Below are 25,376 nucleotides of genomic sequence, written 5' to 3' on the forward strand. Positions count from 1 at the left end.
ACACTCTTCTGGCATGGCTGGTTATGGTCGTCGGGTGAACCGACTCGCCGACGCCACCAGCCCGTACCTGCTCCAGCACGCCGACAACCCGGTCGACTGGTGGCCCTGGTGCGACGAGGCATTCGCCGAGGCGAAGCGACGGGACGTCCCGGTGCTCATCTCGGTCGGCTACGCGGCCTGCCACTGGTGCCACGTCATGGCGCACGAGTCGTTCGAGAACGAGCAGGTCGGCGCCCTGCTGAACGACAACTTCGTGTCGATCAAGGTGGACCGTGAGGAGCGCCCCGACGTCGACGCCGTCTACATGACCGCCACCCAGGCGATGACCGGGCAGGGCGGCTGGCCGATGACGGTCTTCGCCACCCCGGACGGCACCCCGTTCTTCTGCGGCACGTACTTCCCGCGCGCCAACTTCACCCGCCTGCTCCAGTCGGTCACCACCGCCTGGAAGGACCAGCGGGACGAGGTGCTGCGCCAGGGTGCCGCCGTGGTCGAGGCGATCGGCGGCGCACAGGCCGTGGGTGGCCCCACCGCCCCGCTGGACGCCCCGCTGCTCGACGCCGCGGCCGCCAACCTCGCCGGTGAGTACGACGCGACGAACGGCGGTTTCGGGGGCGCCCCGAAGTTCCCGCCGCACATGAACCTGCTCTTCCTGCTGCGCCACCACCAGCGCACCGGCGACCCGCGCAGCCTGGAGATCGTCCGGCACACCGCCGAGGCGATGGCCCGGGGCGGCATCTACGACCAGCTGGCCGGCGGCTTCGCCCGCTACTCGGTGGACGCGCACTGGACGGTGCCGCACTTCGAAAAGATGCTCTACGACAACGCGCTGCTGCTGCGCGTCTACACGCAGCTCTGGCGGCTGACCGGCGACCCGCTGGCCCGTCGGGTCGCCCGGGACACGGCCCGGTTTCTCGCCGACGAGCTGCACCGGCCGGGGGAGGGGTTCGCGTCCGCGCTGGACGCCGACACCGAGGGCGTCGAGGGGCTCACCTACGCCTGGACGCCGGCGCAGCTCGTCGAGGCGCTCGGCGACGAGGACGGCCGGTGGGCCGCCGACCTGTTCACGGTGACCGAGGCTGGCACGTTCGAGCACGGCATGAGCGTGCTCCGGCTCGCCCGGGACGTCGACGACGTCGCGCCCGAGATCCGGGCCCGCTGGCAGCGGGTGGTCGGGCAGTTGCTCGCGGCCCGCGACACCCGGCCCCAGCCGTCCCGCGACGACAAGGTGGTGGCCGCCTGGAACGGGCTGGCGATCACCGCGATCGCCGAGTTCCTCCAGGTCGCCGCGCTGTACGCGTCGCCGCAGGACGAGGACGCCAACCTGATGGAGGGCGTCACCATCGTCGCCGACGGCGCGATGCGTGACGCCGCCGAGCACCTGGCCACCGTGCACCTGGTCGGCGGCCGGCTGCGCCGGGTCTCGCGCGACGGCAGGGTCGGCGAGCCGGCCGGGGTGCTGGAGGACTACGGCTGCGTGGCCGAGGCGTTCTGCGCGCTGCACCAGCTCACCGGCGAGGGTCGCTGGCTCAGCCTGGCCGGTCAACTGCTGGACACCGCGCTGGAGCACTTCGCCGCGCCCGGGGGCGCGTACTACGACACGGCCGACGACGCGGAGCGGCTGGTCGCCCGGCCGGCCGACCCGACCGACAACGCCACCCCGTCGGGTCGGTCGGCGCTGATCGCCGGCCTCGTGTCGTACGCCGCGCTGACCGGGGAGACGCACTATCGGGAGGCCGCCGAGACCGCGCTCGCCACCGTGGCGCCGATCGTCGGGCGACACGCCCGGTTCGCCGGGTACGCGGCCATGGTCGGCGAGGCGCTGCTCTCCGGGCCGTACGAGATCGCTGTGGCGACCGACGACCCGGCCGGCGATCCGCTGGTGGCCGCGGCTCGGCGGCACGCCCCGCCCGGAGCGGTGGTGGTCGCCGGTCGCCCGGACCAGCCCGGGGTGCCGCTGCTCGCCGACCGGCCGCTGGTCGACGGACGGTCCGCCGCGTACGTCTGCCGGGGTTTCGTCTGCCAGCGACCGGTCACCTCGGTCGAGGACCTGGTCGCCGAGCTGGGTTGAGCCGTAGCGCCCGGTAATTGCCGGCGCCGCGCACCGGGCGGTCGGTGCGGCGTTGTCGAGGTGGGTCACCGGCCCTGCGGATCGGCACGGCGGCCGCCCGGATAGGCTGGCCGCGCTATGGATTCCCGTACCGGTCTGCCTGTTGTCGGCATGGTGGGTGGCGGCCAGTTGGCCCGGATGACCCACCAGGCCGCGATCGCCCTCGGCCAGTCACTGCGTGTGCTCGCGAGCGCCCCCGACGACGGCGCGGCGCTGGTCGCCGCCGACGTCCAGTACGGCGACCACACCGATCTGGCCGCCCTGCGCACCTTCGCCAAGGGCTGTGACGTGGTCACCTTCGACCACGAGCACGTGCCCAACGAGCACATCCGCACCCTGGCGGCCGAAGGGGTGACCCTGTACCCGCCGGCGGACGCGTTGCTGCACGCCCAGGACAAGCGGGTGATGCGGGAACGCCTCACCGAGCTGGGCGCTCCCAACCCGGTGTGGCGGCCGGTCAGCGAGCCCGCCGACCTGGTCGGCTTCGGTGAGCAGGTCGGCTGGCCGGTGGTGCTCAAGGCGGCCCGGGGCGGCTACGACGGTCGGGGTGTCTGGATGGTGGACGACGCCACCCAGGCCACCGAGCTGGCGACCACGCTGCTCGCCGGAGGCACCCGGCTGATCGTCGAGGAGCGGGTGCCGCTGCGTCGCGAACTCGCCGTGCAGGTGGCCCGCTCGCCGTTCGGGCAGGTGGCCGCGTACCCGGTTGTCGAGACGGTCCAGCGCGACGGCATCAACGTCGAGGTGCTGGCCCCGGCGCCCGGCCTGGACGAGGAGTTGGCCGTCGCCGCTCAGCAGCTCGCCATCGACCTGGCCACCGCGCTCGGCGTGGTCGGCCTGCTGGCCGTGGAGCTGTTCGAGGTGCGCGACGACGCGGGCCGGCCGGCGATCGTGGTCAACGAGCTGGCCATGCGCCCGCACAACTCGGGGCACTGGACCATTGAGGGCGCCAGGACCTCGCAGTTCGAGCAGCACCTGCGGGCGGTGCTGGACTACCCGATGGGTGACACCGCGCTGACCGCGCCGGTGGTCGTGATGGCGAACGTCCTCGGCGGCGAGCCGGGCGGAATGTCGATCGACGAGCGGCTGCACCACCTCTTCGCCGCCGAGCCGGGCGCCAAGGTGCACCTCTACGGCAAGCAGGTACGCCCCGGCCGCAAGATCGGGCACGTCACGGTGCTCGGCGACGACCTGGACGACGTACGGGCGCGGGCGGCGCGGGCCGCACGCTGGCTGCGCCTGGGGCATGAGTGACCCGGGCGGCCGCGAACCAAGGAGGACCCCGGTGACCACGGTCGGACTGATCATGGGTAGCGACTCGGACTGGCCCACGATGCGGGCCGCCGCCGAGGTGCTGGACGACTTCGAGGTGTCCTACGAGGTGCGGGTCATCTCGGCACACCGGACGCCGGTCGCGATGATCGACTATGGTCGCGACGCCGCCGACCGGGGGCTCAAGGTGATCATCGCCGGTGCCGGTGGCGCCGCCGCCCTGCCGGGCATGGTCGCCTCGGTGACGCCGCTGCCGGTGATCGGCGTGCCGGTGCCGTTGAAGCACCTCGACGGGATGGACTCGCTGCTGTCCATCGTGCAGATGCCGGCGGGGATTCCGGTGGCCACCGTGTCGATCGGCAACGCCCGCAACGCCGGCCTGCTGGCCGTCCGGATCCTCGGCGCCTCCGACGAGACCCTGCGCGCCCGGATGGCGACGTACCAGCGGGACCTGGAGCAGCTCATCAAGACCAAGGACGCAGCCCTCCAAGCCACCCTCCCGTAACCCCTGCGGCCAACCCGGCCGGGTGACGGTGACCGGCGCACGAACCCGGCTCACTCACCGCCCCCACCCACCCACGCCGCCGTGACCCTCCGCTTCATCTCATGCCGCGCAGCGCGGTCTGCAAGCGTTCCTGGGCGCGGCGGCGGCGTTCGTTGCTGGCCCCGAGGACGAGCAGCAGGAGCCCCACGGGGATCAGCGCCAGCCACGGGCCGAGGCTGAACAGCGCGTGGATCGCGGCGATCGCGGTGACCGACGCGCCGACGATCACCGGGGCCTGCTGCCGGCTGGACGAGCCGAAGATCAGCACCGCCACCGCACCGAGCAGCAGCAGCATCTGCCGCAACGTGCTGGAATCGGTGGCCAGCACGATCGCCAGCGTCGGCAGGAACGCGGCGACCAACGCCGGCCCGTACGCCACCCAGCTGCTCAGATCCGGTCGGTGCCGTAGTTCGAGCACGCCGACCAGCAGGGCCAGCGCGGCGAACGGCAGCGTGTACGCCTCGGGCAGCGCCACGTCGGCGACGCGCATCAGGATCCACCAGGCGGTGATCTCGCAGAACACCACAGCCCAGAAGAGGATTCGGCGTTCCACCGGCCGTCGTCCGGGACGGGTCGCCGCCACGCCGAGGACCGCTCCCCAGGCGGCCAGCAGGGCGGCGATGTGCCGGGGGGAGTCGAAGGCGAGCGCCAGCGCGATCAGGGCCGCCGCGTACCCGCTCCACTGCACGGTGGCGGCCTCGCGCTGCGCCTCCGGGCGGCGCAGTCGGGGCAGGGTCGCGGCGAACACCTGCAGGACCGCTCCGACGGCGAGCACCCCGAACGCGGACCAGACCGCTGCCAGCCCGACGATCAGGCCGGCGGTGAGCACGAAGAGCTGGGCCATCAGCGAGGCGAAGAGCCAGCCGAGGATGCGCGCCCGCTGGGTAGTGCCGAACAGGGCCGCCACCACGCCCACGCCGACCGCGCCCCCGAGGGTGAACAGGGTCAGTTGCCGGTCGGCCAGGCTGCCGGCCAGGCCGGCCCCACCGGCGGCGAGGCCGATGGCGAAGACCAGCACCCGGGCCAGCCGCAGCGAACGGGCCGGCTCGACGAGGGGCGGTGGCGGGGTCAGGGCGAGGCCGAGCATGGAGATGGTGAAGACGGAGAGCGCGGCGAGCGTGCTCGCCGGCCACCCACTGCCCAGCGCGATGGGCGCGATCAGCAGCGTGACGGCAGCGCCGGGTAGCACCACCGGTACGGCACGGGACCGCCGTCCGCCGCTGAACCCGGTGGCGGCCAGGGCCGCCGTCGCGGTGAGCAGCAGCGCGGTCAGCACGTGGGTCGGGTTGACCACGTCCGCCGGCGGCGTGAGCAGCTCCGGCGGCGGACCCTGCCAGATCCGGCTCAACGTGCGGTGCGGCTCGACGAGGGCGACGACCAAGGCGGGCGCGATCGACGCGACCGCCAGGGCGGTCGGCAGCGCGGCGGCCGCGAGCGCGCCGGCGGAGGGGCTGACCCGCCACCGCCGCCGGTCCGGGTCGTCCGGCAGTCGCCGCAGCGCACCGTCGAGGAGCACCGCCCAGCGGCGGACCGGCTGGGCGGAACCGGTGGGCGGCACGGTCGCCGCGCGGATCAGCTCGGCGAGGACACCGAGCAACGCGGCGGCGGCCGCGTAGACCCCGGCCGGGAGCCCGGTGGGGATGGCGGCGAGCGCGCTGATGCTGGCACCGCCGACCACGGCCACGCTGACCCAGGGCAGGTACTGCGGAACGTGCCGGCGTACCGCGGCGACGCCGGCCAGACCGAGGCTGGACGCGGCCAGCGCGGCGGTCAGCACCACCTGTGCCGAGTGCTGGAACTCGACGGCCAGCGCCGCCACCGCGCCGGGCAGCGCGAGCAGCGCGGCGCCGGCCGCCGCGCCACCGATCTGCGCCAGGTGCGGCGGCATGCCCTCGGTCTCCAGGTCGGTCACCTGCGGCCCGGCCAGGACGCGCGCCAGCGCGGCCACCACGATGCCGATCAGCGCGATGCTGCCCAGCGCCAGCGCGGTGGTCCACGGGCGGACCAGGCCGGCACCGGCCCCGTGCAGCGCGACCACCCCGGCCACGGTGGCCCGGGACAGCCCGGCCCGAGCCTCCTCGCTGGCCACCGCCGCCATCCCGTAGACGGTGGCGACCATGGCCCCGACGAGCACCGGCGACCACCAGGGCAGGTCGAACGCGGCCGGTGCGCCGATCGTGGCGAGCACCACGGCCACGCCGGACGCGTCCCACCGCCAGGGCGGCGGGAGCAGGACGCCGGCGGCGACGGCCAACAGCACCAGCGCGATGGGCGCCTGCCAGGTCGCGCCGCCGGTCGGCGCGGCCGGCCAGCCGCTCAGGTCGCCGTCCCAGATCGGCCCGGGGGTGGCCAGCACACCGACCCCACCGCGCAGCGCCGTCCAGCCGGCGAGCACCCCGATGAGCAGGCCGCCGACGGCGATGCCGAGGATCGGGCCGCGTCGCCACTCCTCGGGCATGGCACGGGCGCCCACGGCCACCACCAGGACCAGGCCGGCGGCCACCGCCAGTTGTCCACCCGGAGCGAGGACCGCGGCGATCCGCACCATCGTGGCGATCAGGGCGGTGGTCACCGCCGCGGCGGCCAGGTCCGAGCCGTCCAGGGTGAGGTCCGAGCGGCGGCCGGCGTCGATCGACGGGGCCAGGAAGAGCAGCACCGCGGCGACCAGCAGCAGCGCACCGACCCAGGCGTCGGCGACCGTCGCACCGGGCGCGCCGAAGGCGGCGGCGGTGACGACGAGCGCGCCCATCCCGGTGCCGACCGACAGGGGCGCCGGGATACGCCGCTGGGACACCTGCACCATGGCGGCGTACCCGAGGGTCACACAGACGGCCAGGAAGCTCGCCGCCAGCACCGGGACGGTCGCCTCGCGGAGGCTGGCCGGGGTGGGGGTCTCGTCGACGGGCATGGTCGCGGCGACGAACGCGGCCACCGCTCCGGGCAGCGCGAAGGCCGCCCCTCCGGCGGCCCAGTCCGTGACCGTGTCGGCGGCGGCCGACGCGATCCGGACCCGGGGCGCCAGCGCGACCAGCGCACCGGCCGCGAAGAGGGTGAGCAGGACCGCGGCGGTGAGCGCCGGTCGGGACAGGCCGGCGCCCGCGCCGAACAGGCCCACCACGGCGGCGCCGGCCGCGTGGGCCAGGGCGGCCCGGGTGGTACGCGCGGAGAGGCCGATGACCCCGATGCCGATCGCGGTGACCACCATCGGCCAGGGCGCCGAGGCCCAGCCGAGCCCGAACGACGCCGGTACGGCGAGCGCCGTCAGCGCGGCCCCGGCGACCGCGAACTCGCGGCGGATCTCCGGCGGCAGGGCCAGCACCGCGGCGATGGTGAGCAGGAACGCGGCGGCGGCGAGTTGCCACGTGGTCGGGCCGACCGCGGCGGCCAGCTCGGCCGGGTACCTGTCCAGGTCGGCGCTCCACGCGGGCAGTGCCGCCCGGACCGGGGCGACCCCGGCGCGCAGTGCTCCTCCGGCGACAACCAGTCCGCTGACGGTGAGGGCGACCGCCGAGGCGATCTGCGGGCCGCGTCGGGCGGTCTCGGGGACCGCGCGTACCGCCAGCCCGGTCACCGTGATCACCGCCGCGATCAGCAGCAACGCCTGGCCGGGCAGGGCCACGGAGACGATCCGGCCGAACGCGCCGATCACGGCCAGGGTGAGGATGCCGGCCGCCACGTCCGGCAGCGGTGGGCGGCGCAGCACCAGCGCGCCGGCCAGCCCGACGGCGGCGGCCAGCAGGAGCACCAGTCCGGCGCCGGTCGCCGTCGGCACGGCCTGCGCCCGCAGCAGGGCGGTGACCGCGTACGCCAGGGCGACCGCGACGGCCACGGCGTGCAGCGACCAGGTCAGCTCGCGCAGACCGGGCACCGGGCGGGCGGGCCGGGCGTCGACGGTGCCCGCGCCCGCGTCGATCAGCTCGCCGGCCTCCTCCGGGTCGGCCTCCGGTCGCGCCTCGGCGGCACGTTGCCGGGGCGCCGCCGATCCGCTGGCCGCGTCCGGCAGGTCCTGCCGGACGGGGCGCTCCACCACGATCGGGGAGCGGGCCAGCCAGAGGTCGAGGAGGGCCACCAGGGTCAGCACCAGCGCCCAGCCGCCCGGCCCGGTGATCCGGTCGTACGCGAGCAGCGGCAGCACCGGCTGCGCGGCGACCACTGTCGCGAAGCGGGGCGCGCGCAGCCCGGTCCAGGCGGCGTACCCGACGGACACGGCGGCGGTGGCCGCGAAGATCAGCCCGGCGAAGACGGCGCCGGAGGTGACGCCGTCGCCGATCCGGTCCACCGCCCACAGCGCGTACCCGGCCAGCGGCACGAGCAGCAGACCCACCGCGGAGATCGTCTCCGCGGTGGAGGTGAGCCCGCGCCGGGCCAGCGCCGGCGGGGCGAGCAGCATCAGTGCCGTGGCGAGCAGCAGGACGCCGAGGCGGGCCAGCGCGTCCATCGAACTCGTCGCCACCGCGGCGAAGACCACCGCGGCCACGGCGAGCAGCAGCGCGCCCAGCCCGAGCGGGATGTTCTGCACCTCCCGCGAGGACGCCTCCGGCGGGTGCTCGGGGTCGTCGGCGTCCAGCCAGGACGCCCGGGGCGGGGGCGGCGGCGGATCGTCCGGGACGTGCGGCGTGCCCTGGCGCGGAACCCGGGGCGGCGGCGCGCCGGTGGTGGCCGTCGGCGGGCGGCGACCGGGGCGGCGGCGCAGCACCCGGCGGGGCCGGGTGGCCTGCTTGATCCGCTCCTCACCGGCGTGGGCGAGGATGTCCCGTTGAAAGAGCGCGGCCTGCATCTTGGCGGCGATCTGCCGCTGTTCGCTGGCGATGGCGGCGTCGCGTGCCTTCATCTCCGCGATCGAGCGCTCGATGTCCGCCAGATGTTCGACCCACTGGGGCTGGTCGGCCCCGCAGTGCGGGCAGCGTACGGCCGGCTTGATCTCCCGACCGCACGAGGAGCATTGAAAGGTCGCCACGACACCCCTCCACCCGCACTGTGGACTCCCACTGTCGCAGCATGCCCAAAGCTGGCGCGGATTTCGACACTTGTCGGCGGGTCCGGGGCAAACAACATCACCGGCCGGCCGCGCAGAGTGCTTCGCGACCGGCCGGTGAGTGGCGAACCGTCAGGGGCGGCCCATGCCCCGGTACTCCCAGCCGGCCTGGGTCCACAGTGCCGAGTCGAGACAGTTGCGCCCGTCGACGACCTTGCGACCGCCGACCAGCTCGCCCAGGGCGACCGGGTCGGCGTTGCGGAAGTCCGCCCACTCGGTGAGGACGCAGACCAGGTCGGCGCCGGCGACCGCCTCGTTGATGCCGGCCTCGTAGGTCAGCTCGGGCACCGCGCGGCGGGCGTTCTCGGTGCCCTGCGGGTCGTACACGTGCACGTCGGCGCCGGCCTTCTGCAGGAGCGCGGCGACGGCGAGCGCCGGGGCGTCGCGGACGTCGTCGGTGTTGGGCTTGAAGGTCGCGCCCAGCACGGCGATCCGGGTGCCGGAGAAGTCCGGGCCGGCCGGCCCGGAGCGGCGGCCGAGCAGGTCCGCCGCGAGCTGGAGCACGCGGGTCCGGCGGCGCAGGTTGATCAGGTCGACCTCGTGCAGGAAGCGCAGCGCCTCACCGGCGCCCAGCTCCTGCGCGCGGGCCTGGAAGGCGCGGATGTCCTTCGGCAGGCAGGCGCCACCGAAGCCGAGGCCGGCCTGGAGGAACCGGTTGCCGATCCGGGGGTCGTACCCGATGGCGCGGGCCAGCTGGGTGACGTCGCCGCCGCTGGCCTCGCAGACCTCGGCCATGGCGTTGATGAAGGAGATCTTCGTGGCCAGGAACGCGTTGGCCGCGACCTTGACCAGCTCGGCCGTCGCGAAGTCGGTGACCACCAGGGGCACCTCGCGGTCCTCGGTGGCGGCCAGGTCGAAGACGCCCTTGTGCGCGGCGTAGAGCATGCCGTTGGCCCACTCGCTCTTCACGCCGACCACGATCCGGTTGGGGCGCAGCACGTCGTCGACGGCGAAGCCCTCCTGGAGGAACTCGGGGCTCCACGCCACCTCGACGCCCAGGTCGCCGGGGGTGTGCTTGCCGACCAGCTGCTCGACCCAGTCGGCGGTGCCCACCGGGACGGTGGACTTGCCGACGATCAGCGCCTTGCGGGTCAGGTGCTGCGCGAGGCTGGTCACCGACGCCTCGACGTACGACAGGTCGGCGCCCATCCCGTCGGCCCGCTGCGGGGTGCCGACGCAGATGAAGTGCACGTCGCCGAACTCGGCGGTCTCGGCGATGTCGGTCGAGAACCGCAGCCGACCGGCGGCCAGGTTGCGCTTGAGCAGCTCGTCCAGGCCGGGCTCGTGGATCGGCACCTCGCCGGCGTTCAACATCGCGATCTTGTCCGCGTCGACGTCGAACCCGAGCACCTCGTACCCGAGTTCCGCGTAGCAGATGGCGTACGTCGCACCGAGGTAGCCGGTCCCCAGGAACGTCACCCGCGGCCGAGGCGCGCCCGAAGGCGGCGTCACCGCGGCGATGGCGGGGGTCGGCTGGATGGTGGGGTAGGGGATCGTCACGCCTGTCTTCTCCGCTCGCACTGGCGGCGCGTCGTCGCGTCGCATTCTGCTGCGGCGCCTGGCCGGGCACCGGAGGGGTGGCTCAACTGTCTGCCTTCCATCATCGCCCAGCGGCGCGGGTGCTCCGTCATGCCCATACCTACGCGCCGGTAACATCACCTGAACTGCAGTCGCTATCCTTCAGTCTGCGCGGTCGGCGGTCAGGGGAGGCCACAGACTGCGCATGATAGCGGTGAAGGGGAGGGGCCGACATGGCCGCAGGGGAGTCGTTCGACGTCTACCGGTTGCCCGAGGAGCACGAGGCGATCCGGCAGGCGGTCCGTGAGGTCTGTGCCGCCAAGGTGGCTCCGCACGCCGCCGAGGCCGACGAGACCGGGGAGTTCCCGAAGGCGTCCTACGACGCGCTGCGGGCAGCCGATTTCCACGCGCCGCACATCCCCGAGGAGTACGGCGGCGCGGGCGCAGACGCGCTGGCCACCGCCATCGTGATCGAGGAGGTGGCGCGCGCCTGCGCGTCCTCGTCGCTGATCCCGGCGGTGAACAAGCTCGGCACGATGCCGCTGCTGCTGTCCGGTTCCGAGGAGCTCAAGCGCCGCTACCTGACCCCGGTCGCGGCGGGCGACGCCATGTTCTCGTACTGCCTCTCCGAGCCGGAGGCGGGCAGCGACGCGGCGTCGATGACGACCCGGGCGGTGCGTGACGGGGATCACTGGGTGCTCAACGGCGTGAAGCGGTGGATCACCAACGCCGGCGTCTCCGAGTTCTACACCGTCTTCGCCGTCACCGACCCCGCCGCCCGCTCCCGGGGCATCTCGGCCTTCGTGGTCGAGAAGTCCGACGCCGGGGTGAGCTTCGGCGCTCCGGAGAAGAAGCTCGGCATCAAGGGCTCGCCGACCCGCGAGGTCTACCTGGACAACGTGCGGATCCCCGCCGACCGGATGATCGGCGCCGAGGGCACCGGCTTCGCCACCGCCATGAAGACCCTGGACCACACCCGGGTCACCATCGCCGCGCAGGCCGTCGGGATCGCGCAGGGCGCGCTCGACTACGCCAAGGGGTACGTGGCCGAGCGCCGCCAGTTCGGCAAGGCGGTCGCCGAGTTCCAGGGCATCCAGTTCATGCTCGCCGACATGGGCATGAAGCTGGAGGCGGCGCGGCAGCTCACGTACGCCGCCGCCGGCAAGTCCGAGCGGGGCGACGCCGACCTGACCTACTTCGGCGCGGCGGCCAAGTGCTTCGCCTCCGACGCCGCCATGGAGATCACCACCGACGCGGTGCAGCTGCTCGGCGGCTACGGCTACACCCGCGACTACCCGGTCGAGCGGATGATGCGCGACGCCAAGATCACCCAGATCTACGAGGGCACCAACCAGGTGCAGCGCATCGTCATGGCCCGGCAGTTGCTGGCCGGCGTCGTCTGACCGCCGCCTGATCGACCCCGACAGCCCCACCGCCCGCCGGCGGTGGGGCTGTCGTCGTCTGCGTGAGCCCCCACACAGTGGCGATGTCACAGGGGTCTGCGACGTTGTCGCCAAGTGAGAATCACCGAACACGATCCCCCACCGCTCGCCCCACGACGCACGACCCTCCGCAGAGAGATCGAGATGATGAAGCAGCTGGTGGAGAAGACCGCCCCCGAGCAGGATGTGCTGCCCGGCGACCTGATGACCAACCGCCAGCGGGCGCGGCTCGTGCTGGTGCTCGGCGCGTTGATCGCGATCGGCCCCCTGACCATCGACATGTACCTGCCGGCGCTGCCCGCCATCACGGCCGGCCTGCAGACCACCGAGACGGCCGTGCAGTTGACGCTGACCGGCACGCTGCTCGGCCTCGCGCTGGGCCAGTTGCTGATCGGGCCGCTCTCCGACGTGGTCGGGCGGCGTCTGCCGCTGCTCGCCGGGCTCGCCGTGCACATCGTGGCCTCCGTGCTGTGCGTCTTCGCGCCCAACATCGCCGTGCTCGGCGTGCTGCGCGTCCTGCAGGGCCTCGGCGTGGCGGCCGCCACCGTGGTCGCCACGGCCGTCGTCCGCGACCTGTTCAGCGGCGCCTCGTTCGCGCGGATCTTCTCCCGGTTGATGCTGGTCATGGGGCTGGCGCCGATCCTCGCGCCGACGCTGGGCAGCGGGCTGCTGCGCTGGACCGAGTGGCGGGGCGTCTTCGCGGCGCTGGCCGTGCTGGGCGCGTTGCTGATCGTCATCGCGGCGTTGCAGCTTCCGGAGACCCTCGCGGTGGCACGCCGCCGGCACGGCGGAGTGGCGGCGACCCTGCGCGACTACCGGGGGCTGCTCAACGACCGGGCCTTCGTCGGCCTGGTGCTCGTCGCCGGGCTGGCCATGGCGTCGCTGTTCGCGTACGTCTCCGGGTCGTCCTTCGTGCTCCAGCGGGAGTACGGCCTCGACGAGCAGCAGTTCGGCCTGGCCTTCGGGGCCGGTGCCGTCGGCCTGATCGGCGCCACCCAGTTCAACATCCGGCTGCTGCGGCGCTACACCCCGCAGCAGATCCTCATCAGCGCGCTGATCGCCGGAACGGCCGCCGGGCTGCTGCTGGTCGTGTTCGCCGCCACCGGCGTCGGTGGCCTCGGCACCCTGCTCGCGTCGCTGTGGCTCGTGCTGGCCGCGGCGGGCCTGGCCCTGCCGAACGCTCCGGCGCTGGCCATGAGCCGGCACAGCGAGGCCGCCGGCACAGCCGCGGCGCTGCTCGGGGCCGTGCAGTTCGGCGTCGGCGCGTTGTCGGCGCCCCTGGCCGGCCTGTTCGGCACGGGGAGCGTACCGATGGCGGTCGTCATCGCGGGCGGCATGGCGGCGGCGCTGGCGGTCATGGTCCTGGTCGTGCCCCGCGCCACCCTCGGCGCGGTCGACCCGGACCTGGCCGTCGCCGTGCACTAGCGCGACTCGCGCCCCTCGCGCGGCGGGTCTGGTCGGGCGGGCCGGGCCTGCCGGCCCGCCCGACGATCAACGGATCTCGGTGGTGTCCTCGGGGCGCGACTGGCCGCGCGGCGGGGCGGACCACGGCGATTCGCCGCCCACCCGGCGGGGCAGCGGCTCGGTCGGCGTCGGATCGGCCGGGTAACCCAGGGTCAGCGGGGCGGTGTCGCGCTCCGCGGGCTCGGGCGACGGCCAGTCGGTGAGGGTGAAGTCGTCGCCGCGCGGGCCGTCGGCCGGCGCCGGCGTCAGGGCCGGCGCGGTGGCGGCCTGCGGCCACTGCCGCCAGCGTTGACCGCTGAACGTCGCCATGAGCAGCAGCAGGCCGATCAGGAAGAGCGTGCCGTTCTGCACCGGCAGCGCCAGCGGCAGCGGGTCACCGAACACCTTCCACCCCTGCGGGATCGCGTCGCGCACCTCGAACGGCGCCACGAACATCCCGACGTACGGGGTGACCAGCAGCAGCCCGGCCACCAGCGGGCCCGCCGGTGAGAAGCGCAGTGTGCCGAGCAGCCCGAGCAGGACACCGCCGACACCGAGGTACACGGCCGGCTCGATCAGGTTGGCGGTGTTGAAGGTGCCGATCTCCACCCAGCGGTCGACCGTCCGGCTCGACCCGTCCTGCCCGAGTGTGACAAGCGCCCACGTGATGGGTGCCACCACCAACCCGGCGATGAAGCTCCAGAGATGTCGCATCCGCGCACCGTACCGTTTCCGGCATGACCGAGCACCTCTCCGCCGCTCCGACCGGCAAGCCGACGTCGTACTCGCGCGTCACCCTCAGCAAGATCATGACTGCGGTGGACGTGAACCTCTACGGAACCGTTCACGGCGGGGTCCTGATGAAGTTCGTCGACGACGTGGCGGGCGCCGCCGCCGCCCGGCACAGCGGCGGAACGGCGGTCACCGCGGCGATCGACGAGATCGTCTTCTCCGAGGCCGTGCGGGTCGGTGACCTGGTGCACGCGCACGCCCAGGTGAACTGGACCGGGCAGACGTCGATGGAGGTGGGCGTGCGGGTGGTCGCCGAGCGGTGGGACTCGGCCGAGGACGCGCCGGTGCGGGTGGCCACGGCGTACCTGGTCTTCGTCGGGGTGGACGTCGGCGGTGCGCCGCGCATGGTCCGTCCGGTGCTGCCGGAGACGCCGGAGGACGAGCGCCGGTACCGGGAGGCCGAGATCCGGCGTGCACACCGCCTGGCCCGCCGCCGGGCCATCCAGGCGCACCGGGCGGGCTGAACCACATGGGTGGGTGGGCTGGAGTGTGGGCCGGGCACGCGTCGATCGGCGTACCCGGTGCGCAGAATGGCGCTTCGAGGTAGGGCAAGATGGCGCCACGGCCCATTCACAGTGTCGTGCGGGGCCAGGGGAGGGTGGAGCAGTGGGTGACGTGCTGTGGACGCCGCCGGCGGACGTGCTGGAGCGGTCCCGGATCGGCGACTACCTGCGCTGGCTGCGGGAGCACCGCGGGCTGGACTTCGCCGACTACGACGCGCTGTGGCGGTGGTCGGTCACCGACCTGGACGCGTTCTGGCGCTCGATCTGGGACCACTTCGAGGTGATCGCGCACACCCCGCCGACCGCCACCCTGGCCGAGCGGGGGATGCCCGGGGCCCGCTGGTTCCCGGGCGCCACCCTCAACTACGCCGAGAACGTGCTGCGGATGCCGGGCCGCGCCGACGACGACCCCGTGGTCATCGCGCACGGCCAGACCCGGGGGCCGGTCACCCTCACCGCCGGGGAGCTGCGCGAGCAGGTCCGCCGGGTGTCTGCCGGTCTGCGCCGCCTCGGCGTCACCGCCGGGGACCGGGTGGCGGCGTACGCCCCCAACATTCCCGAGACGTACGTCCTGCTGCTGGCCACCGCCAGCCTGGGGGCCATCTTCTCGTCCTGCGCGCCGGAGTTCGGCACGCGCAGCGTCACCGACCGGTGGCAGCAGATCGAGCCGACCGTGCTGGTCGCCGTGGACGGCTACCGCTACGGCGACAAGCCGGTGGACCGCCGCGCCGAGGTCGCCGCGATCCGGGCGGCCCTGCCGTCGCTGCGCCACACCGTGAGCATCGGCTACCTCGACCCGACGGGCTCCGCGCCCGAGGGCGCGCTGAGCTGGGCGGAGCTGGCCGCGCCCACCGACGAGCCGTCGACGTTCACGCCGGTGCCGTTCGACCACCCGCTGTACGTGCTCTACTCCTCGGGCACCACCGGCCTGCCGAAGCCGATCGTGCACGGCCACGGCGGCATCCTGCTGGAACACCTGAAGATGCTCGCCCTGCACCACGACCTCGGCCCGGCCGACCGCTTCTTCTGGTTCACCACCACCGGCTGGATGATGTGGAACTTCCTGGTCTCCGGGCCGGCGGTGGGCGCGGCCATCGTGCTGTTCGACGGCAACCCGGGGGTCCGGGCGGAGCCCGGCCAGCCGGCCGAGCCCGACCTCGGCGCGCTGTGGCGGCTGGCGGCCGAGACCAACACCACGTACTTCGGCACCTCGGCGCCGTTCCTGCTGGCCTGCCGCAAGGCCGGCCTGGTGCCCCGCGAGGTCGCCGACCTGTCCGCGCTGCGCGGTGTCGGTTCCACCGGTGCGCCGCTGCCCGCCGAGGGCTTCAAATGGGTGTACGAGACCGTCGGCGACCAGGTGCAGCTCCAGTCGCTGTCGGGCGGCACCGACGTGTGCACGGGCTTCGTCGGCGGGGTGCCGCTGCTGCCGGTGTACGCCGGTGAGATCGCCTGCCGCGCGCTGGGCGCCAAGGTGGAGGCCCGCTCGGCCGACGGCACCCCGGTGATCGGCGAGCTGGGCGAGCTGGTGATCACCGAGCCGATGCCGAGCATGCCGGTGGGCTTCTGGAACGACCCGGACGGCACCCGTTACGCCGAGGCGTACTTCTCCGTCTACCCGGGTGTGTGGCGGCACGGTGACTGGATCACCATCAACTCCCGGGGCGGCTGCGTGATCACCGGGCGCTCCGACGCCACCCTCAACCGTGGTGGGGTCCGGCTCGGCACCGCCGAGTTCTACTCGGTGGTCGAGGGCCTCGACGAGGTCGTCGACTCGGTGGTGGTGCACCTGGAGGACGACGAGGGCGGCGCCGGTGAGCTGCTGCTCTTCGTGGTGCTGGCCGACGGGCTGACGCTGGACGACGCGCTGCGAAAGAAGATCTGCCGCGAGCTGCGGACCGCCCTCTCACCCCGGCACGTGCCCGACGAGATCCACCAGGTACGCGCCGTGCCCCGCACCCTCTCGGCGAAGAAGCTGGAGGTGCCGGTCAAGAAGATCCTCACCGGCACCCCGGTCGACCAGGCCGCGGCCAAGGGCGCGCTGGTGAACCCGGAGTCGCTTACCGCGTTCGCCGCCCTGGCCCAACGCCGCCCTGCGAACAGGACGCCCGCCTGACAGTTGGCCGCGTGGCGACTCGTCTCCGCCCCGTCGGAGCGCATGGTGGTGACTGGGGTGTGCCCCGGCATACGCGTCCTTTGCTCTGCTTACGCGGACGCAACAGTCCGGGCCGCTTTCTGTTGCGCCGGTTGAAGCAGAGCAAAGGACGGGCGCGTACCCACCGGCCCTTGGCCGTGCCGGGCGCCCACCCGGGGATCCCCGTGGTGCCGCGCTGCCGCGCCACCGGGGCGCCGGCGGGTGGGTCACGGGAGAGCGTGCGTGACCTTCTCCGTGGTCAGGCGGGTGGGGAGGTTGGCCGGGGCCAGGTTGGCGCACAGGACGACTGTGGCGGCCCGGGTCAGCGGGGCCAGGAGCCAGTCGACCGGATCCGGGTAGCGGCTGGCGTCGACCAGGACACGTGCCCCACGCTCGATGCCCAGCTCGTCGGCGCGGGCCTCGGCGCGGGCCAGCAGGTGCGCGTCGGCGGGGCCGGGACCGGACTGCGGGGTGAAGTGGTCGCCGTGCCCGCGTACCTCGACCACGTAGTCGGCGAAGCCGGGCGGCACCTGCCGCAGCGGGACGGCGAGCGGGGCGAGGCCCAGGGCGTACCGCTCGTCGGCGGGCCAGGACTGTGCTTCGTCGAGCCGGTCGGCGGCGGCGAAGAGAACGTCCACCGCGCCCGGGGTGTCGGCGACGGTCACCTTGGCTGACCAGCAGCCCAGCAGGACGGCGGCGGTCTGCCAGTGCGGGGGGAGCAGCACGCCGGCCGCTGTGCCCGGCGCGAGGCCGACCTCGTCGACGAGGAGGTTGGCGGTCTTCGACACCCAGTTCGCCAGGGTCGCGCCGGAGAGTTCGGTGCGGTCGCCGGTGGAGTCGTCGTACCAGGTCAGCAGCGGTCGGGTCGGGTCGGTCGCGATCGCGTCGGCGAACACCCGGGCAATGTTGTCGGCCATCGGCGCGAACGATACGCCTCCGCCGCCCGTACTCGATGACGATGACAAGTCGGCGTACCGTCGGGTCGCAGTCAGCGTCGGCCCCGTACTCCGGCGTAGGCTTTACCCCGGAGTGTTGTTCCCCACAGACCCACCCTCAAGGAGTCGCCCCGTGACCGCCGGTCGCCCGCCCCGCGTGCTCATCGACGCCACGAGTGTCCCCGCCGACCGTGGTGGCGTCGGTCGATACGTCGACGGTCTGCTCGGTGCCCTCGGCAAGGTGTGCGGGTCGGGGGTGGAGTTGGCCGTGGTGAGCCTCCGCACCGACCTGGAGCGTTACACCCGGATGCTGCCCGGCGCGGAGATCATCCCCGCTCCGGCCGCCGTGGCGCACCGCCCGGCCCGGCTCGCCTGGGAGCAGACCGGCCTGCCGCTGCTCGCCCAGCAGGTCGGCGCGCACGTGCTGCACTCGCCCTTCTACACCTGCCCGCTGCGGGCCGGGTGCCCCGTCACGGTCACCGTGCACGACGCGACGTTCTTCACCGAGCCGGAGCACTACGACAAGTCCCGCCGCACGTTCTTCCGCAGCGCCATCAAGACCTCGATGCGCCGCGCCAACCGGGTGATCGTGCCCAGCAAGGCCACCCGGGACGAGCTGATCCGGCTGCTCGACGCCGACCCGACCCGTATCGACGTGGCCTACCACGGTGTCGACCACGACGCCTTCCACGCGCCCAGCGAGGAGGAGAAGGCCCGCGTGCGCGCCCGGCTGGGGCTGGGCAACAGCACGTACGTGGCCTTCCTCGGCGCCAAGGAGCCGCGCAAGAACGTGCCCAACCTGATCCGCGGCTGGGCCCGCGCGGTGGCCGACCGGGTCGACCCGCCGGCCCTGGTGATCGCCGGTGGGCAGGGGCACGACGACGACATCGACCGGGCGGTGGCCGAGGTCCCGTCCCACCTGCGGCTGCTGCGCCCCGGCTACCTGCGCTACGCCGACCTGCCCGGCTTCCTCGGTGGCGCGCTGGTCGCGGCCTACCCGTCGTACGGCGAGGGGTTCGGCCTGCCGATCCTGGAGGCGATGGCGTGCGCCGCCCCGGTGCTGACCACCCCCCGGCTCTCGCTGCCTGAGGTGGGCGGCGACGCCGTCGCGTACACCTCGGAGGACCCGGGCCAGATCGCCACCGACCTGGCCGCCCTGCTCGACGACGAGCAGCGCCGGTTGTCGCTGGCGAAGGCGGGCTTCGACCGGGCCAAGGAGTTCACCTGGGAGTCCAGCGCCGAGGTGCACATCGCCGCCTGGAGTCGCGCCCGGTCGTAACCCTTCGGGCCTCTCGTGGTGACCCGTGCCACTGCGGGCGGATGCGTCGGGCATGATGTGCGGATGCTTTATGCGGTCATCCCGGCAGGTGGCAGCGGCACAAGGTTGTGGCCGTTGTCCCGCGCCGGCCACCCCAAGTTCCTCCACCCGCTGACCGGTACCAGCGCCTCGCTGCTCCAGGCGACCGTGGAGCGGCTCGCGCCGCTGACCACACCGGATCGGACCCTCGTGGTCACCGGCGCCGCGCACGTCGCGGCGGTCGCCCGGCAGCTGACCGGGCTGCCGGAGGAGAACATCCTGGTCGAGCCGTCCCCCCGGGATTCCTGCGCGGCGATCGCGCTGGCCGCGGCGGTGATCGCGCAGCGTGACCCGGACGCGGTCATGGGGAGCTTCGCGGCCGACCACCTGATCCGCGACCCGGACAGCTGGGTGCGCACGGTGCGGGAGGCGGTCCGGGGGGCCGAGCAGGGCATGCTGATGACGGTCGGGATCACCCCGACCCGGCCGGAGACCGGCTACGGCTACCTGGAGACCGGCGACGAGACCGAGGGCACGCCGTGGCGCCAGGTGGCCGAGTTCAAGGAGAAGCCGGCCGCCGAGGTCGCCGAGGCGTACGTCCGCTCGGGCCGGCACCTGTGGAACGCGAGCATGTTCGTCTGGCGGGTGGACGTGTTCCTCGCCGAGTTGGCCCGCCAGCAGCCGGCGCTGCACGCGGGGGTCACCGCGATCGCCGCCGCCTGGGGCACCCCTGAGCAGGACGACGTGCTCGGCACGGTATGGCCGACGCTGCCGAAGATCTCCGTCGACTACGCGGTGATGGAGGGCGCGGCCACCGCGGGTCGGGTCGCCACCGTGCCGGGCGATTTCGGCTGGAACGACGTCGGCGACTTCCACACCCTGGGTGACGTGCTGCCCGCCGACGACGCGGGCAACGTGGTGCTCGGCACCGACGCCAAGCCGGGCGTGCTCCTGCGGGACACCGCCAATCTGGTGGTGGTGCCGCAGTCGGGCCGGTTGGTGGCGGTCCTCGGTGTGCGCGACCTGATCGTGGTGGACACTCCGGACGCGGTGCTGGTCTGCCCGCGTGAGCGGGCCCAGGACGTCAAGCTCCTCGTCGACGAGCTGAAGGAGCGGGGCGAAGAGGGCTACGTCTGAGGGCCGCGAGGGCCGGCTCGACGAGTTGCGCCGTCCCGCCGGCCAGCGGCTCGGGCAGCCGATCGGGCGGGAACCATCCCAGCTCCTCGGCCTCGTCGCTGACCTGCTCGACGGCGCCGGGCGGGGCGACCACGGCGAACCGGACGTCGTAGTGGCGCGACCCGCCCTGGCAGAGCACCTCGTGCACGTCGATGTCGATCGGCACCGGATCGATGCGCAGCCCGTCGATGCCGGACTCCTCGGTGGCCTCGCGCAGCGCTGCCCCGACCAGGGTCTGGTCGACCGGTTCGCAGTGCCCGCCGAGCTGCACCCAGCGGCCGAACTTGGCGTGCAGGCAGAGCAGCACCCGTGCGCCGGTCGGGTCCAGCACCAGCGCGCTCGCGGTGACATGGCCGGGGCGGTGCTGCCGGCTCATCGCGACCGGGCCGGCGGCGAGCAGCGCGAGGGTCCGGTCCCGCGCGTCGGCCGCCGCCGGGCTGGTCGGCTGCCAGCCCTGCAGCAGCGCGACGGCGTCGGCGTGCAGCGTCGCGTACGACGCGGGATCGGTGGGGTCGACGGCGGGTCCGGTGAGCGCGGTGTCAGGCACCCCGTCACTGTACGAGCGTGCCCTCCGTACGCTAGCCGATCCTGGTGGAGGTGTCCGGGGTGCCGGGCATGTTCGCCGCGGAGCCGGTGTGGCCCCGGGCGCTGGGGGCGTACGCGGTGACCGGGGTGACCCCGCCGGGCGAGCTGACCGGCTTCCGGGCGATCGCGCCGACGCCGGACGGCGGGTACGCGGCAGTGATCGGCTCGATCGACGCGCTGGGCAAGGGATCGGTGCTGCTCGACGACCATCCGGGCGGGGGCGCGGTCACGTCCCGGCACGTGCGGTTCCGGTTCCCGGCGGGGCGGACGGGCGACTCGTGCCGACTGGTCGGGGAGCCGGTAGCCGACCTGGCGCCGTTTCACCACGTCGAGGGGCTGGCCGAGCTGGACGGACGGCCGTTCTACGTCACGGACGAGGACCATCGGGTCGCGCTCTGGGTCGGCTGAGCGGGGCAGGCGTTTCCGCAGCGATGGGATGACCGGACGGCACCTCTGCGGAGCAAGGGCCGCAGACCCTCGTGGTGCCGCCCGATCACCGGTCCCTCCCCGGTCCCCGGTGCCCCGGCGCCGGTTACGTCCATGACGTGTCGGTGCCGTGCTCGGGCACTGGAAGCATGCCTAACTGGCCCCGGGGACGTCGAGGTTTTTCAGCCCAGGCTTAAAGATGGAGATAACTGCCGGCCGGGTAGAGTCGAACGGTCGCCCGGCATCCCTCTGCCGGCGACACGGGAGCGCTCCATGCTGAAGATCCACTTTTCCGGCGAGGACATTCTCCGGACCCGGGTGGCGCCGGCGGCCGACCCGGTCTGGGAGCTGGTCCTCAGCCTGCACGTGTTGCAGGGCCGCAACCGCGATCCGTTGACGTCGACCTGGCGGCGCACCGTGACTCGCGGTCTGCGCCAGGACGCCGCCTCCGACCAGCTCCGACTGCTCTTCGCCCTGAACCCGCCGCGCGGCTACTTCCCCGACTTCCTCACCCCGTACGCCAGCGTCGAGGGTTTCGAGGCGGGGCTGGAAGCGGTTCGCAGCACGCCGACCCAGCTGCTCCAGCGGGATCTGAACCTGCTGGCCGCCGAGAACCAACTGCCGGCCTCCGCCACCGCGCTGGCCCGCGGTGACGGGGCGATGCTGCGCCACCTCGCGGAGTCCATGGAGCAGTACCGGTCGCTCGCGATCGGCCCGTACTGGAGCCGGATCCAGTCGGCGGTGGCGGCGGACCGCACCCTCCGCGCGCGGGCCCTGCTCGACGGCGGCGTCGAAGGGCTGTTGGCCAGCCTCCGCCCGCGCATGCGCTGGGACAGCGGGGTGCTCGAGGTGCGCGACTACCCGCACAGCCGGGAGCTGCACCTGGACGGTCGAGGGCTGCTGTTGGTGCCGTCGTTCTTCTGCGCGGGCACCCCGGTCGCCCTGCTCGACCCGGCGCTGCCGCCGGTGCTGGTCTATCCGGTGGACCGGCTGGGCGGGATCGCCGCGACCGACGGCGACGCGTTGGCCGCGTCGAGCGCCGGCCGCGACTCGCTGGCCGCGCTGCTCGGCCGGACCAGGGCTGCGGTGCTGGAGGCCAGCCACGACGGCTGCACCACGGGCGAGGTGGCCCGCCGGCTCAACATCTCACCGGCGGCGGCCAGCCAGCACGCCACCGTGCTGCGCAACGCCGGCCTGCTCGTCAGTCACCGCGACCGCAACACCGTGCTGCACACGCTGACCCCGCTGGGCCGGGCCGTCCTGGACGCGTGAGTCTGGCCCGGCCGTGGGGTCACAGGGCGAGTGCGGCGCTGGCCGGGCTGCCGGCCGGCGGAGGCAGCAGCGTCGACCGGACACCCTCGGCGGTCAGGGCGACGCGCAGCCGGTGCAGGTCGGCGCCGAATCGGACCAGGTCCATCGGGTCGACCGGCGCCGGCGCGGTGCCGAGCACCAGCGCGCTGGCGTCGGCCGGCCAGCCCGGCACCTCGGCGACCAGGCCGGCGCGTACCTCCGCCTCGTCGACCAGGGTGAAGACCGTGCCGGGGGTGACCACCTCGGCGACCGCGTCGAGCGCCCGTCGCACCGCGGCCGGCTCGGCCGGCTCGGGGCCGATCGCCTCGGCGAGGGTCGCGGCCTCGGCCAGCCCGGACGCCCGAGCCTCAGCGGTGCCCAGCGAGAACAGGTCCTGCGCGGCATCACGGATGAGCGCCCGCGCGCCGTCGGAGTCGTCCGCGCGGGTGGCCGCGAGGTAGCCGCGCACCACGGCCACGGGGACCTGGTCACACTTGCCCTTGATCAACTCACCGGCGCCCGCCAGCTCGTCCACCACCGCCATCTGGGTCAGTTGCAGCTCGTTGCCGTACGGGTCCACCTCGCCCCGATGGTCGCGGATGGCCGGCATCCCGGCCACCCCGAGCGCCACGTCGGTCAGCCCGTTGCGCCAGGGCCGGCCCATGGTGTCGCTGATGATCACGGCGACATCCAGGTCGTACCGTTCCCGGAGCGCGGCGCGCAGCTCCCGGGCCGACGCGTCCGGATCCACCGGCAACAGCACCAGCCGGGTCTTGTCGACGTTCGACGCGTCGATCCCGGCGGAGGCCATCACGAAGCCGTGGTGGGTCTGCACGATCCGGGTCGGCCCCCGGCTGGCCACCACCCGGGCGGTCTCGCCGGCCAGCACCTCCTCGCGCGCGGCGAGCCGCTCCGGCCCGTCCGCCGGGACGTCGACCAGCCGCCCCTCCGCCTTCGAGACGATCTTGCTGGTCACCACCAGCACGTCGCCGTCGCGCAGCCACGGCGCGGCGGTGGCGATCAGCGCCGCCAGGTCGTCACCCTCGGTCACATGGCCGATGCCCAGCACCGGCAGGATCTCCAGCCTCACGTCAACTCCACCGCGGCGCGGACCATCGCCGCCGTCGCCGCCTCGTCGGTCATCCGCAGCGGCATCGCGCGGACCGTCACCTCCGGCACCAGCGTGTCGGCGTCCTCCTCGTCCACCAGCCAGCCGTCCAGCAGCCCACCCGCCGCCCGAGGGCCGTAGAGCCGGCCCACCCCGGCCGCGCTGCACTCGACCCCGAGCACGGCGAGACAGCGGTCGGCCATTCCCCGGACCGGGGCGCCGCCGATGATCGGCGAGACACCCACCACCGGCGCCGGACCGTCGGTCACCGCCTCGCGCATCCCCGGTACGGCCAGCACCGGCGCGATGCTCACCACCGGGTTGCTCGGCGCGATCAACACCAGGTCGGCCGCGCCGATCGCCTCCCGCACCCCGGGTGCCGGCGTCGCCGTCTCCGCGCCGACGAAGACGAAACGGTGGGTGGGGATGTCGGCCCGGTACCGCACCCACCACTCCTGGAAGTGGATCGCCCGCTGGCCCTCGTCACCGTCGACGACCGCATGGGTCTCCAGCCGGTCGTCGGTCGCCGGCAGCAGGCGTACGCCGGGCTGCCACCGCGTCGACAACGCCTCGGTGACGGCGCTCAGCGGGTAGCCGCCGTTGAGCATGGTGCTGCGCACCAGGTGGGTGGCGATGTCCTTGTCGCCAAGGCCGAACCAGGTCGGCTCCGCCCCGTACGCGGCCAGCTCCTCCTTGACCGTCCAGCTCTCGCCGACCCGGCCCCAGCCCCGCTCGGGGTCGGCGCCGCCGCCGAGGGTGTACATGACGCTGTCCAGGTCGGGACAGATCTTCAACCCGTGCAGCCACAGGTCGTCGCCGACGTTGACCACGGCGGTCACCTCGGCGCCGACCTCGCGGGCGTACGCCCGGACGCCGAGCAGGAACCGGGCGCCACCGATGCCGCCGGCCAGAACCACGATGCGCATGTCGACCATCCTCGCGTACGCGACGCCTCCGGTTCGCCGGTGCCCGGGGAGACTAGGCTCACGTGCGCCCTGTCCGTCCATGCCCCGAGGGGGAGTTCGTGACCAGCCCCGCCGAGCCCGCGTCCGCCGACGCGACGCAGGCCCGCCAGCTGACCAAGCCACTGCGCGAACTGGGTGCGCTCGCCCTGCTCGGCGCCAACGCCGTGTTCCTCTTCGTGGGGCTGCTCCGGCTGCTCACCCCGAACGACTACCGCGGTTTCACCGACCGAGCTGGCGACCAGTTCTTCTCGTTCATCGGGGTGGAGTCGGTGGCGCTGCCGCTGCTGGCCGTCCTGCTGGCCACCCACGTCGCGCCGGTGCTGCCGAAGGCGAAGCTGATCACGCAGGTGGCGCTGGGTGAGTACGCGGTCAGCGCGGTGCTCGGCACCCTCACCATGCTGATCTGGACGGTGGGCCGCCTCGCCGAGGCCGAGATCCTCGACGCGTTGCTCGGCCTCCTCACCCGGTTCGCCTGGCTGGTGATCTTCGCGGTGGCCGCCTGGGTGGTCTTCACCATCTGGCGGGCGTTCTACTACGTGCCCAAGCCGAAGCCGCAGCCGGGCGTCTACGGCCAGCCGCAGCCGGGTTGGCCGCAGCAGCAGGGCGGTTGGCCGGCGCCGGGTCAGCCCGGTGGCCAGCCGCAGGGCGGATGGCCCGCTCCCGGCCAGCCGGGCGGTTACCCGCAGGCCGGCCAGCCGGGCGGTTACCCGCCGGCGCAGTTCCCCGGCCAGTACGGCCAGCCGTCCCCGCCGTTCCAGGCCCCGCAGTCCGCGCCGCCGCACCCGCAGTCCGCGCCGCCGTTCG

18 protein-coding genes and 1 pseudogene are annotated in these 25,376 nt (G+C 73.8%); 12 read left to right on the top strand and 7 right to left on the bottom strand.

Annotated features, from left to right (window positions below):
* Positions 1-34 precede the first annotated feature (34 nt).
* The 3 genes from ACFYPH_RS03405 to purE all read left to right on the top strand — a co-directional run bounded on the left by ACFYPH_RS03405 (position 35) and on the right by purE (position 3,887).
* Positions 35-2,071, top strand: a complete 2,037-nt coding sequence (locus ACFYPH_RS03405) for a thioredoxin domain-containing protein (RefSeq protein ID WP_354854212.1) — start codon at positions 35-37, stop codon at positions 2,069-2,071.
* Positions 2,072-2,188: 117 nt separating this feature from the next.
* Positions 2,189-3,364 carry a 5-(carboxyamino)imidazole ribonucleotide synthase gene (locus tag ACFYPH_RS03410; protein WP_387178546.1) on the top strand — a complete coding sequence of 392 codons (1,176 nt, stop codon included), beginning with the start codon at positions 2,189-2,191 and terminating at the stop codon, positions 3,362-3,364.
* 31 nt (positions 3,365-3,395) lie between these two features.
* On the top strand, positions 3,396-3,887 hold the full coding sequence (purE, locus tag ACFYPH_RS03415) for a 5-(carboxyamino)imidazole ribonucleotide mutase (RefSeq protein WP_355063003.1): 492 nt from the start codon (positions 3,396-3,398) through the stop codon (positions 3,885-3,887).
* 94 nt (positions 3,888-3,981) lie between these two features.
* Here the strand turns inward: purE and ACFYPH_RS03420 are convergent, their stop codons facing one another.
* Together ACFYPH_RS03420 and ACFYPH_RS03425 are read right to left on the bottom strand one after the other, a co-directional pair.
* Entirely contained in the window at positions 3,982-8,883 is a 4,902-nt protein-coding gene (locus tag ACFYPH_RS03420; protein WP_387178549.1) for an SCO7613 C-terminal domain-containing membrane protein, read from the bottom strand.
* Between the two features lie 150 nt (positions 8,884-9,033).
* On the bottom strand, positions 9,034-10,461 hold the full coding sequence (locus ACFYPH_RS03425; RefSeq protein WP_354854219.1) for a UDP-glucose/GDP-mannose dehydrogenase family protein: 1,428 nt from the start codon (positions 10,459-10,461) through the stop codon (positions 9,034-9,036).
* Positions 10,462-10,712: 251 nt separating this feature from the next.
* Between ACFYPH_RS03425 and ACFYPH_RS03430 the strand changes: the two genes are divergently transcribed.
* Both ACFYPH_RS03430 and ACFYPH_RS03435 read left to right on the top strand, forming a co-directional pair.
* Positions 10,713-11,882 carry an acyl-CoA dehydrogenase family protein gene (locus ACFYPH_RS03430; protein ID WP_354854221.1) on the top strand — a complete coding sequence of 390 codons (1,170 nt, stop codon included), beginning with the start codon at positions 10,713-10,715 and terminating at the stop codon, positions 11,880-11,882.
* A gap of 183 nt (positions 11,883-12,065) precedes the next feature.
* Complete coding sequence (locus tag ACFYPH_RS03435; protein WP_355063009.1) at positions 12,066-13,346, top strand: Bcr/CflA family efflux MFS transporter; 1,281 nt, start codon at positions 12,066-12,068, stop codon at positions 13,344-13,346.
* Positions 13,347-13,412: 66 nt separating this feature from the next.
* Here ACFYPH_RS03435 and ACFYPH_RS03440 read toward each other — a convergent pair whose 3' ends face one another.
* Positions 13,413-14,078 carry a hypothetical protein gene (locus ACFYPH_RS03440; RefSeq protein WP_387178553.1) on the bottom strand — a complete coding sequence of 222 codons (666 nt, stop codon included), beginning with the start codon at positions 14,076-14,078 and terminating at the stop codon, positions 13,413-13,415.
* 23 nt (positions 14,079-14,101) lie between these two features.
* Here ACFYPH_RS03440 and ACFYPH_RS03445 point away from each other — a divergent pair, with 23 nt between their 5' ends.
* Entirely contained in the window at positions 14,102-14,620 is a 519-nt protein-coding gene (locus tag ACFYPH_RS03445) for a hotdog domain-containing protein (RefSeq protein WP_328423667.1), read from the top strand.
* A gap of 142 nt (positions 14,621-14,762) precedes the next feature.
* Entirely contained in the window at positions 14,763-16,772 is a 2,010-nt protein-coding gene (locus tag ACFYPH_RS03450) for an acetoacetate--CoA ligase (protein WP_355063013.1), read from the top strand.
* 245 nt (positions 16,773-17,017) lie between these two features.
* On the opposite strand, the gene ACFYPH_RS03455 is transcribed toward ACFYPH_RS03450, so the two are convergent.
* On the bottom strand, positions 17,018-17,707 hold the full coding sequence (locus ACFYPH_RS03455; RefSeq protein ID WP_355132877.1) for a TIGR03089 family protein: 690 nt from the start codon (positions 17,705-17,707) through the stop codon (positions 17,018-17,020).
* A 151-nt stretch (positions 17,708-17,858) separates the two neighbouring features.
* On the opposite strand from ACFYPH_RS03455, the gene ACFYPH_RS03460 reads away from it, so the two are divergent.
* Together ACFYPH_RS03460 and ACFYPH_RS03465 are read left to right on the top strand one after the other, a co-directional pair.
* Complete coding sequence (locus ACFYPH_RS03460; protein WP_354854230.1) at positions 17,859-19,004, top strand: glycosyltransferase family 1 protein; 1,146 nt, start codon at positions 17,859-17,861, stop codon at positions 19,002-19,004.
* Positions 19,005-19,067: 63 nt separating this feature from the next.
* The gene (locus ACFYPH_RS03465; protein ID WP_387178559.1) at positions 19,068-20,159 is read left to right on the top strand and encodes a mannose-1-phosphate guanylyltransferase; all 1,092 of its coding nucleotides are present in this window, start codon (positions 19,068-19,070) and stop codon (positions 20,157-20,159) included.
* Here ACFYPH_RS03465 and ACFYPH_RS03470 read toward each other — a convergent pair.
* Positions 20,107-20,682, bottom strand: coding sequence for an NUDIX hydrolase (locus ACFYPH_RS03470; RefSeq protein ID WP_355063221.1), 576 nt, complete (start codon positions 20,680-20,682; stop codon positions 20,107-20,109). The genes ACFYPH_RS03465 and ACFYPH_RS03470 overlap by 53 nt on opposite strands.
* A 98-nt stretch (positions 20,683-20,780) precedes the next feature.
* Here ACFYPH_RS03470 and ACFYPH_RS03475 point away from each other — a divergent pair.
* Both ACFYPH_RS03475 and ACFYPH_RS03480 read left to right on the top strand, forming a co-directional pair.
* Positions 20,781-21,191, top strand: a pseudogene (locus ACFYPH_RS03475) (hypothetical protein); the annotation flags it as partial.
* A 291-nt stretch (positions 21,192-21,482) separates the two neighbouring features.
* The gene (locus tag ACFYPH_RS03480) at positions 21,483-22,481 is read left to right on the top strand and encodes a winged helix-turn-helix domain-containing protein (protein ID WP_355063017.1); all 999 of its coding nucleotides are present in this window, start codon (positions 21,483-21,485) and stop codon (positions 22,479-22,481) included.
* Positions 22,482-22,500: 19 nt separating this feature from the next.
* Here ACFYPH_RS03480 and ACFYPH_RS03485 read toward each other — a convergent pair whose 3' ends face one another.
* Both ACFYPH_RS03485 and cofD read right to left on the bottom strand, forming a co-directional pair.
* On the bottom strand, positions 22,501-23,589 hold the full coding sequence (locus ACFYPH_RS03485) for a coenzyme F420-0:L-glutamate ligase (protein WP_355063019.1): 1,089 nt from the start codon (positions 23,587-23,589) through the stop codon (positions 22,501-22,503).
* Positions 23,586-24,533: a 2-phospho-L-lactate transferase gene (gene cofD, locus ACFYPH_RS03490; protein WP_354854238.1), complete on the bottom strand. Its 948-nt coding sequence runs from the start codon at positions 24,531-24,533 to the stop codon at positions 23,586-23,588. Before cofD ends, ACFYPH_RS03485 begins: the two co-directional genes overlap by 4 nt.
* A 98-nt stretch (positions 24,534-24,631) precedes the next feature.
* Between cofD and ACFYPH_RS03495 the strand changes: the two genes are divergently transcribed.
* The coding region (locus tag ACFYPH_RS03495; RefSeq protein ID WP_387178563.1) for a hypothetical protein at positions 24,632-25,376 on the top strand (745 nt) is incomplete at its 3' end.

Source organism: Micromonospora sp. NPDC005252, from assembly GCF_042872475.1.
GTDB lineage: Bacteria > Actinomycetota > Actinomycetes > Mycobacteriales > Micromonosporaceae > Micromonospora.

What these genes read in the sequence shown, in the direction of transcription:
- ACFYPH_RS03410 (WP_387178546.1), top strand. Translation starts at nt 2,189, where the DNA reads ATGGATTCCCGTACCGGTCTGCCTGTTGTCGGCATGGTGGGTGGCGGC.
- ACFYPH_RS03430 (WP_354854221.1), top strand. Translation starts at nt 10,713, where the DNA reads ATGGCCGCAGGGGAGTCGTTCGACGTCTACCGGTTGCCCGAGGAGCAC.
- ACFYPH_RS03435 (WP_355063009.1), top strand. Translation starts at nt 12,066, where the DNA reads ATGATGAAGCAGCTGGTGGAGAAGACCGCCCCCGAGCAGGATGTGCTG.
- ACFYPH_RS03440 (WP_387178553.1), bottom strand. Translation starts at nt 14,078, where the DNA reads ATGCGACATCTCTGGAGCTTCATCGCCGGGTTGGTGGTGGCACCCATC.
- ACFYPH_RS03445 (WP_328423667.1), top strand. Translation starts at nt 14,102, where the DNA reads ATGACCGAGCACCTCTCCGCCGCTCCGACCGGCAAGCCGACGTCGTAC.
- ACFYPH_RS03455 (WP_355132877.1), bottom strand. Translation starts at nt 17,707, where the DNA reads ATGGCCGACAACATTGCCCGGGTGTTCGCCGACGCGATCGCGACCGAC.
- ACFYPH_RS03465 (WP_387178559.1), top strand. Translation starts at nt 19,068, where the DNA reads ATGCTTTATGCGGTCATCCCGGCAGGTGGCAGCGGCACAAGGTTGTGG.
- ACFYPH_RS03480 (WP_355063017.1), top strand. Translation starts at nt 21,483, where the DNA reads ATGCTGAAGATCCACTTTTCCGGCGAGGACATTCTCCGGACCCGGGTG.
- cofD (WP_354854238.1), bottom strand. Translation starts at nt 24,533, where the DNA reads ATGCGCATCGTGGTTCTGGCCGGCGGCATCGGTGGCGCCCGGTTCCTG.